We start from the raw sequence: 7799 nt of genomic DNA on the forward strand, positions 1-7799 counted from the left end.
GCGCCGGCCGCGGTCTCGTGCTGGGCGGCGGCGACCTTACTGTCCGCGCCGGCCTGGATGAGCCACTCCAGGTACGGCGCATTCGCCGCGACGTACGATTCCGCGCTCGGCCCCTCCCAGGCGCCGGCCTGCACCGATCCCAGCAGCGCGGTGAGTTCCGCTGCGACGGAGTCGTATTCGGCGCTCAGCAGGTTCCACGCCCCCGCGGCCGCCAGCAACGATCCCGGGCCCGGGCCGCTGCTCAGCAGCGCCGAGTGCACCTCCGGCGGTGAAGCCATCCAAATCGGCGCGGTCATAATGCGGCACTCCTCGGGCTGGGAAGGGTTACCAGTCCAAGAGCCTAATGAAAATGATTGTCGTTATCAACCGGGGCGCGGAGCCCCGGGTGTCAAACCAGCGGCCGCCCCGTCCGGATCCGGCGGTCGACGTCGGCGAGCAGGACGTTGAACGGGAACTGCCGCACGAAGCGCGGCAGCGCGCGGTTGACCGTGCGCAACACGGCCATCAGCCGGTCGAAGCGCCGCTGTTTCGCGGCGTCCCAGGGCAGCCGCATCTCGTCACGGAAGCGCTGGGGCAGAAAGCCCGTGGTGATCAGCAGCGAGAAGTCATCGGACATGCGCTGCAGCGGGCCCGGCAGCGTCACCCCCCGAATGCGGCCCGCCGCAATGGGATACAGGTAATCGCGGACGGTGTCGTCGATGTGCACCTTGGCCAGCGACTCCCGCCAGTACCGGTCGAAGGCCGCCCGGTCCGCCGGCCACATCTCCGGCGGCACCTGCAGCGTGGTGGCCAGCGCCATGCCCTCGCGGTAGTGCCGGTCGGCGTCCTCGCCGTCCAGTTCGCCGACGAAGGTGCGGTAGATGTCAACCCCGCCCTTGTACAGGCATGCCCCCACCCACAGCTGCAGGTCGACGTCGAAGGCGTTGTAGGCCACCGGGCTGTCCGGGGTGGAATACACCTGCGCATGCGCCCGATTCACCGCCCGCCGAAAGGCCTCCTTCTGGGCATCGCTGCCGGCGGTTGCCACCGCGAGGTAGGTGAAGGTGGTGCGGGCCCGTTTGATCGGATGCAGGTCCACCCGGCCGCTCTCGACGCGGCTCTCCAGGACGCCGTAACCGACGCCCGGGCGCGCCAGCTGCATGATCACGTTCGCGGGCCCGGCCAACAGCGCCACGCCCATCATCCCCTCGTCGATGCCCAAGCCGCGCCCGCGGCGGGAGCGGCTCGGGCGGGGCGCGTCTGCGACGGCGCGCTCCACATGACCGATCGAGTCCTGCACCGCCATGCGGAATCCCCTCTGCGCAAATGTGCGAACGCCTGTTTCCTGATGTTGTCCCCTACCGGTGCCGGTGTCAAGATGGTGCCCATGGCGCAGGGATCCAAAGCACGGCCCTACCGCGGCGTCGACGCCGCCGAGCGGGTGGCCGGCCGCCGTCGCCAATTCTTGAGCGCCGGCCTGGACCTGCTGGGGGCCGACCAACAGGACGTCTCGGCGTTGACCGTGCGCGGCATCTGCGACCGGGCGGGCCTGGCGGCCCGATACTTCTACGAGAGCTTCAGCGACAAGGACCAGTTCGTCAGCCGGGTGTTCGATTGGGTGGTGGCCGAGCTGGCCGCCACCACCCAGGCCGCCGTGGCGGCGGTGCCGCCGCAGGAGCAGACCCACGCGGGGATGGCAAACATCGTGCGGACCGTCGCCGGCGACGCCCGCATCGGGCGCCTGCTGTTCAACACGCAGCTCGGTGACCCGGTGATCGTGCGCAAGCGGGCCGAGTCCAGCGCGCTGTTCGCCATGCTGTCCGGCCAGCATGCCGTCGACACGTTGCGGGCACCTGCGAACGACCGCGTCAAGGCCGCGGCGCACTTCGCCGTGGGCGGCGTCGGGCAGACCATCAGCGCCTGGCTGGCCGGCGACGTCCGGCTGGAGCCCGACCAGCTCGTCGATCACCTCGCGTCGCTGCTCGACGAACTCACCAACCCAAACCTGTACCGGCTCAAGGAAACAGCGGCAGGTGCCAGAGCCTCATCCGGGGATCCAGGAGCCACAAGCGCATCATCGTGAGCCGCATGATGCGGATCGCGCCGCGGATCAGCAAGATCGCCAACGGCACCTCGATGCCCAGCGCGGTCGCCACCGATATCCGCACGTCGGCGGGTCCGGCGGTCATCAGGTCGAACCACGCGTCGCAGATGAGCAGCACGCCGGCGGTGAACGCGGCGAGCACCACCAGCTGGCGACGCAGGTAACCCAGGACGGCCGTCGCCATCATGAACACAACCAAGAGGATGTCGAAACCCACCCACGTGGCGGTCCAGTTGTGGGCGACGTAGTTCGCCGGCAGCGTGGTGGACAGGTATCCCAGCCAGGGAATCATCGCGATCGAGCCGCCGATCATCAGGCTCATGCGGGTGCGCCGGATCCGGCTCAGCAGCACCGGGTCGATCACGTCGCTCAGGGGCCGCTCCAGCCGGTTGATCAGGTCGCGCCGCTGCTCGGGCGTCAGCGCGGCGATCTGAGCATCGGAGAGAATGCCGTCGGTCATCTCCGTCTAGCGTACGGCGTCCACCGGGGGTCGTCGGTCGGCCGCGGTCTTGGGGACGGCCTTGTTGTCGCTACTCGTGAATTCCTTTATCCAGCAGGCGAATTCCAGCGTGATGCCGTCGGGATCCTGGAAGTAGAACGAGCGCACGTAGACCCCGGGGTGCACCGTCGCCGAGACCTGCCGCTCGCTCTCGTCGTGGTTGAGCACCGGACCGACCCGCACGCCCTTTTCCTTGAGGCGCTGCCGGTAGGCGTCGAACTTCTCGGCCGGCACGTGGAATGCCAGGTGGTTCATGGTGCTCACCGCGCTGGTGATGTCGCCGATGCCCGGGATCGCGCCCGGCGACGAGATACCCGGCACCCGGTCGGCGGCGTCGGCGAACCAGAAGAAGGCGACGCAGTCGCCGTTGCCCGCGTCGAAGAAGAAGTGCTGGCCCGCCCCGTCGGGCAGATCGAGCGATTTGATCAGCGGCATCCCGAGGATGTTGGAGTAGAAATCCACGGTCCGCGCCATGTCGGAACACACCAGCGCGACGTGGTTGATCCCGCCCAGTTCGAATTCCGAGTTGGTGTTGTGCGGCTTGATCATCCTGCGGCTCCTATCGATCCGCGAAAGCCTGGCCAAGATCCGAAGCTGAATCTAACATCAGGATCAGTTCTGCTCCAGGAGGTTTGCACCATTGTCGACCGCCGGCGGAAGGGAGCCGAATTGACCCGTCAAAACGGCGCCGCGGGCGTCATGCAGGAGTTCGTCGGGCTGCCCTCGCCCACCGCGGGCCGGGCCGGGGCCGGCGGGCACCCGTGCCAGGGGCTCTACCACCGCGCGGTGGGGCGCAAGCCCAAGGTGGCGATGATCGCCGTGCACTACCAGATCGACTTCGCCGAGCACTATCTCGCCGACTACATCGCCACCCGCGGCATCGGATTCCTGGGCTGGAACACCAGGTTCCGCGGCTTCGAAAGCAGCTTCCTGCTGGACCACGCGCTGGTCGACATCGGCGTCGGCGTGCGCTGGCTGCGAGAGGTGCAGGGCGTGGATTACGTTGTGCTGCTCGGAAATTCGGGCGGCGGCTCGTTGATGGCCGCCTACCAGTCACAGGCGATCGAACCGAACGTGACCCCGCTGGACGGCATGCGCCCGGCGGCCGGGCTCACCGAGTTGATCCCCGCCGACGGCTACGTCGCCACGGCCGCCCACCCCGGCCGACCCGACGTGCTGACGGCGTGGATGGACGCCGCCGTCGTCGACGAGAACGACCCGGTCGCCACCGACGCCGACCTCGACCTGTTCGACGAGCGCAACGGCCCGCCATACTCGCCCGATTTCATCGCCCGCTACCGCGACGCCCAGATCGCGCGCAACCACGCGATCACCGACTGGGCCGAGCGGGAGCTCAAACGGGTTCGCGCGGCGGGCTTTTCGGACCGCCCGTTCAGCGTGATGCGCACCTGGGCCGATCCCCGCATGGTCGATCCGGGCATCGAGCCGACCAAGCGCCAGCCGAACCTGTGTTACGCCGGCGTCCCCGCCAAGGCGAACCGCTCCGCGCACGGCATCGCCGCCGCCTGCACCCTGCGCAACTGGCTCGGCATGTGGAGCCTGCGGGTGGCGCAAACCCGCGCCGAACCGCATCTGGCGCGCATCACCTCGCCGGCCCTGGTGATCAACGCCGAGGCGGACACCGGGGTCTTCCCGTCGGACGCCCAGCGCATCTACGACGCGCTCGCCGGCACCGACAAGACTCAGGCCTCGATCGACACCGACCACTACTTCACCACCCCGGGCGCGCGCAGCGAGCAGGCCGATACCATCGCCAGGTGGATCACCAGGAGGTGGCGCTGAGAGTTCTCGCCCATTTCGTTCCCGGCGACAGGGTGCTCGACTTCGTTGCGCCAGAATCGGATTGGCTCGACATCCGGTGGTGCGCCGAGGACGACGACGCGGGTTTTTATCGGGAGCTGCCGCGGGCGGACGTGATCTGGCACGTGCTCCGTCCGCTGTCCGGCGCCGATCTGCGGCGCGGGACCAGGCTGAAGCTGGTGCACAAGCTCGGGGCCGGGGTGAACACGATCGATGTCGACACGGCCACCGAACGCGGCGTCGCCGTCGCCAACATGCCGGGCGCCAACGCGCCGTCGGTGGCCGAGGGCACGGTGCTGCTGATGCTGGCCGCGTTGCGCCGGCTGCCTGCGCTGGACCGTGCGGTCCGCCAAGGCGCGGGTTGGCCGGCGGATCCGGCACTGGGCGAGACGGTGCGCGACATCGGCGGCTGCACCGTCGGCCTGATCGGGTACGGCAACATCGCCAAGCGGGTGGCCGACATCGTCTCGGCGATGGGGGCGGACATGCTGCACACCAGCACCCGCGACGACGGGCGGCCCGGCTGGCGGCCGCTGCCCGACTTGCTGGCCGCCAGCGACATCGTCTCGCTGCACCTGCCCCTGACGGCGCGGACCCATCACCTGCTGGACCGCCACGCGCTGGCCCGGATGAAGCCGAATGCGGTGCTGGTCAACACGTCCCGGGGCGCGGTGATCGACGAAGGCGCCCTGGTCGACGCGCTGCGGGACGGGCGGCTGGCCGCCGCGGGGCTCGACGTTTTCGAGGTGGAGCCGGTGGCGCCCGGCAACCCGCTCCTCGGACTGCCCAACGTGGTGCTGACGCCGCACGTCACCTGGTACACCGCCGACACCATGCGGCGGTACCTGACCGAGGCCGTCGCCAACTGCCGCCGGCTGCGCGACGGGCAACCGCTGGCCCATGTAGTCAACCAACCGACCGGTTGTTAGCTTGGAAGACGCTGGCTGAATCGTGAGCCAGCCAAGGGCCGAGAAAGGCGACCAATGCCGATCGCAATATCTCCTGAGCATCAAGACCTGGCCGACTCGGTGCGATCCCTGGTGGCGCGGGTGGCGCCGTCCGAGGTGCTGCACGCGGCGCTGGAATCCCCCATCGACAATCCCCCGCCGTACTGGCAGGCCGCGGCCGAGCAGGGGCTGCAGGGCGTGCATCTCGCGGAATCGGTCGGGGGGCAGGGATTCGGCACCCTCGAATTGGCCATCGTGCTGGCCGAGTTCGGCTACGGCGCGGTGCCTGGGCCGTTTGTGCCGTCGGCGATCGCCAGCGCGCTGATCTCCGCGCACGACCCCGAGGCCAAGGTGCTCTCCGAGCTGGCCTCCGGCGCCGCCATCGCCGCTTACGCGATGGAGTGTTGCGCGCTGACCGCCACCCGCCAGGGCGACTCGCTGGTGATCCGCGGCGAGGTCCGCGCGGTCCCCGGCGCGGCGCAGGCCTCCGTGCTGGTGCTGCCCGTCGCGATCGACAGCGGCGAGGAATGGGTGGTGCTGCGCGCCGAGCAGCTCGAGATCGAACCGGTGAAAAGCATTGACCCGCTGCGCCCGATCGCGCACGTGCGGGCAAACGCCGTCGAGGTCGGCGACGACGTCGTGTTGAGCAATCTGACCATGGCCGCCGCGCACGCGCTGATGGTCACGCTGCTGTCGGCCGAGGCCATCGGCGTGGCGCGGTGGGCGACCGACACGGCGTCGCACTACGCGAAGATCCGCGAACAGTTCGGCCGGCCGATCGGCCAGTTCCAGGCCATCAAGCACAAGTGCGCGGAGATGATCGCCGACACCGAGCGGGCCACCGCGGCGGTGTGGGACGCCGCCCGCGCGCTGGACGAGGCCCGCGAAAATGGTTGGGACATGGGGCCTTCCAAGGTCGAGTTCGCCGCGGCCGTGGCGGCGACGCTGGCGCCGGCGGCCGCCCAGCGCTGCGCGCAGGATTGCATTCAGGTGCACGGCGGGATCGGGTTCACGTGGGAGCACGACACGAACGTCTATTACCGCCGGGCGCTGATGCTGGCCGCCTCGTTCGGTCGCGGCTCGGAACACCCGCAGCGAGTGGTGGACACCGCGACCACGACGGGCATGCGCGCGGTGGACATCGACCTGGATCCGGACACCGAGAAGCTGCGGGACGAGATTCGCGCTGACGTCGCCGCGCTGAAGGCGATGGAGCGCGAGCCGCGCAGGGTGGCCATCGCCGAGGGCGGCTGGGTGCTGCCCTATCTGCCCAAGCCGTGGGGCCGGGCCTCCAGCCCGGTGGAGCAGATCATCATCGCCCAGGAGTTCGCCGCCGGCCGGGTCAAGCGGCCGCAGGTCGGCATCGCGGCATGGATCATCCCGTCGATCGTCGCGTTCGGCACCGAGGAGCAGAAGCAACGGTTCCTGCCGCCGACCATGCGCGGCGAAATGATTTGGTGCCAGCTGTTTTCCGAACCGGGCGCCGGATCGGACCTGGCCGGGCTGTCCACCAAGGCGACCCGGGCCGAGGGCGGTTGGCGCATCACCGGCCAGAAGATCTGGACCACCGCCGCGCAGTACTCGCAGTGGGGCGCGCTGCTGGCGCGGACCGACCCCAGCGCGCCGAAGCACAACGGCATCACCTACTTCCTGCTCGACATGCGCAGCGAAGGCGTCACGGTCAAGCCGCTGCGCGAGCTGACGGGCCAGGAGTTCTTCAACACCGTCTACATCGACGACGTGTTCGTGCCCGACGAATACGTGCTTGGCGACGTCAACCGGGGGTGGGAAGTCAGCCGCAACACGCTGACGGCGGAACGCGTGTCGATCGGCAGCAGCGACGCGAATTTCCTTGCGACGCTTCCCGAGTTCGTCGAGTTCGTGCGCGACGGGCAGTTCGACCAGGTGGCGCAGCACCGGGCCGGTCAGCTGATCGCCGAGGGCCACGCCGCCAAGGTGCTGAACCTGCGGTCGACGTTGTTGACGCTGGCCGGCGGCGACGCCATGCCGTCGGCCGCGATCTCCAAGCTGTTGTCGATGCGCACCGGCCAGGGGTACGCCGAGTTCGCGGTGTCGTCGTTCGGCACCGACGCCGCGATCGGCGACGCCAGCCAACTACCGGGCAAGTGGGGCGAGTATCTGCTGGCCAGCCGGGCCACCACGATCTACGGGGGCACCTCGGAGATCCAGCTCAACATCATCGCCGAACGGCTGCTGGGCCTGCCCCGCGACCCGTAATCGCCAAAAGGGTCATGCCGACCCGACGCACGTCTGTCGGGTCGGCATGGCCCGGGTCTTGGCTAACTCACCACCACCAGTTCCACAACGGCCACCACGGCCGGTAGCCCTGGCCGGGCGGGCCCCAGCCGCCATTGCCCCAACCGGGGTGGCCCCAAACGCCGCGGGCCCGGGCGCGGTGCCGGGCACGGTCGTGCCGGGGGAGCGCTAT

8 protein-coding genes are annotated in these 7799 nt (G+C 69.4%); 4 read left to right on the forward strand and 4 right to left on the reverse strand.

Annotated elements, in window-relative coordinates; all coding sequences use genetic code 11:
- The coding region (locus A5655_RS18510) for a PPE family protein (protein WP_156764926.1) at positions 1 to 296 on the reverse strand (296 nt) is incomplete at its 3' end.
- Positions 297 to 388: 92 nt separating this feature from the next.
- Positions 389 to 1285, reverse strand: a complete 897-nt coding sequence (locus A5655_RS18515) for an oxygenase MpaB family protein (protein WP_067012424.1) — start codon at positions 1283 to 1285, stop codon at positions 389 to 391.
- 81 nt (positions 1286 to 1366) lie between these two features.
- On the opposite strand from A5655_RS18515, the gene A5655_RS18520 reads away from it, so the two are divergent.
- Positions 1367 to 2062, forward strand: a complete 696-nt coding sequence (locus tag A5655_RS18520; protein ID WP_369807234.1) for a TetR/AcrR family transcriptional regulator — start codon at positions 1367 to 1369, stop codon at positions 2060 to 2062.
- Here A5655_RS18520 and A5655_RS18525 read toward each other — a convergent pair.
- Together A5655_RS18525 and A5655_RS18530 are read right to left on the reverse strand one after the other, a co-directional pair.
- A complete protein-coding gene (locus A5655_RS18525) occupies positions 1995 to 2543 on the reverse strand; it encodes a hypothetical protein (protein WP_067012428.1) in 549 nt (182 codons plus the stop codon). The two genes, A5655_RS18520 and A5655_RS18525, sit on opposite strands and share 68 nt — an antisense overlap.
- A gap of 6 nt (positions 2544 to 2549) precedes the next feature.
- Positions 2550 to 3131, reverse strand: coding sequence for a VOC family protein (locus A5655_RS18530; RefSeq protein ID WP_067012430.1), 582 nt, complete (start codon positions 3129 to 3131; stop codon positions 2550 to 2552).
- Between the two features lie 150 nt (positions 3132 to 3281).
- Between A5655_RS18530 and A5655_RS18535 the strand changes: the two genes are divergently transcribed.
- The 3 genes from A5655_RS18535 to A5655_RS18545 are packed head-to-tail and all read left to right on the forward strand — an operon-like array spanning position 3282 to position 7588.
- Entirely contained in the window at positions 3282 to 4385 is a 1104-nt protein-coding gene (locus A5655_RS18535; RefSeq protein ID WP_067012432.1) for an alpha/beta hydrolase, read from the forward strand.
- Positions 4376 to 5332: a 2-hydroxyacid dehydrogenase gene (locus A5655_RS18540; protein WP_197508739.1), complete on the forward strand. Its 957-nt coding sequence runs from the start codon at positions 4376 to 4378 to the stop codon at positions 5330 to 5332. Before A5655_RS18535 ends, A5655_RS18540 begins: the two co-directional genes overlap by 10 nt.
- 54 nt (positions 5333 to 5386) lie before the next feature.
- The gene (locus A5655_RS18545) at positions 5387 to 7588 is read left to right on the forward strand and encodes an acyl-CoA dehydrogenase (protein ID WP_067012433.1); all 2202 of its coding nucleotides are present in this window, start codon (positions 5387 to 5389) and stop codon (positions 7586 to 7588) included.
- Positions 7589 to 7799: the final 211 nt, after the last annotated feature.

This window comes from Mycobacterium sp. 1081908.1 (assembly GCF_001673535.1).
In the GTDB taxonomy this organism is placed as follows: Bacteria; Actinomycetota; Actinomycetes; order Mycobacteriales; family Mycobacteriaceae; genus Mycobacterium.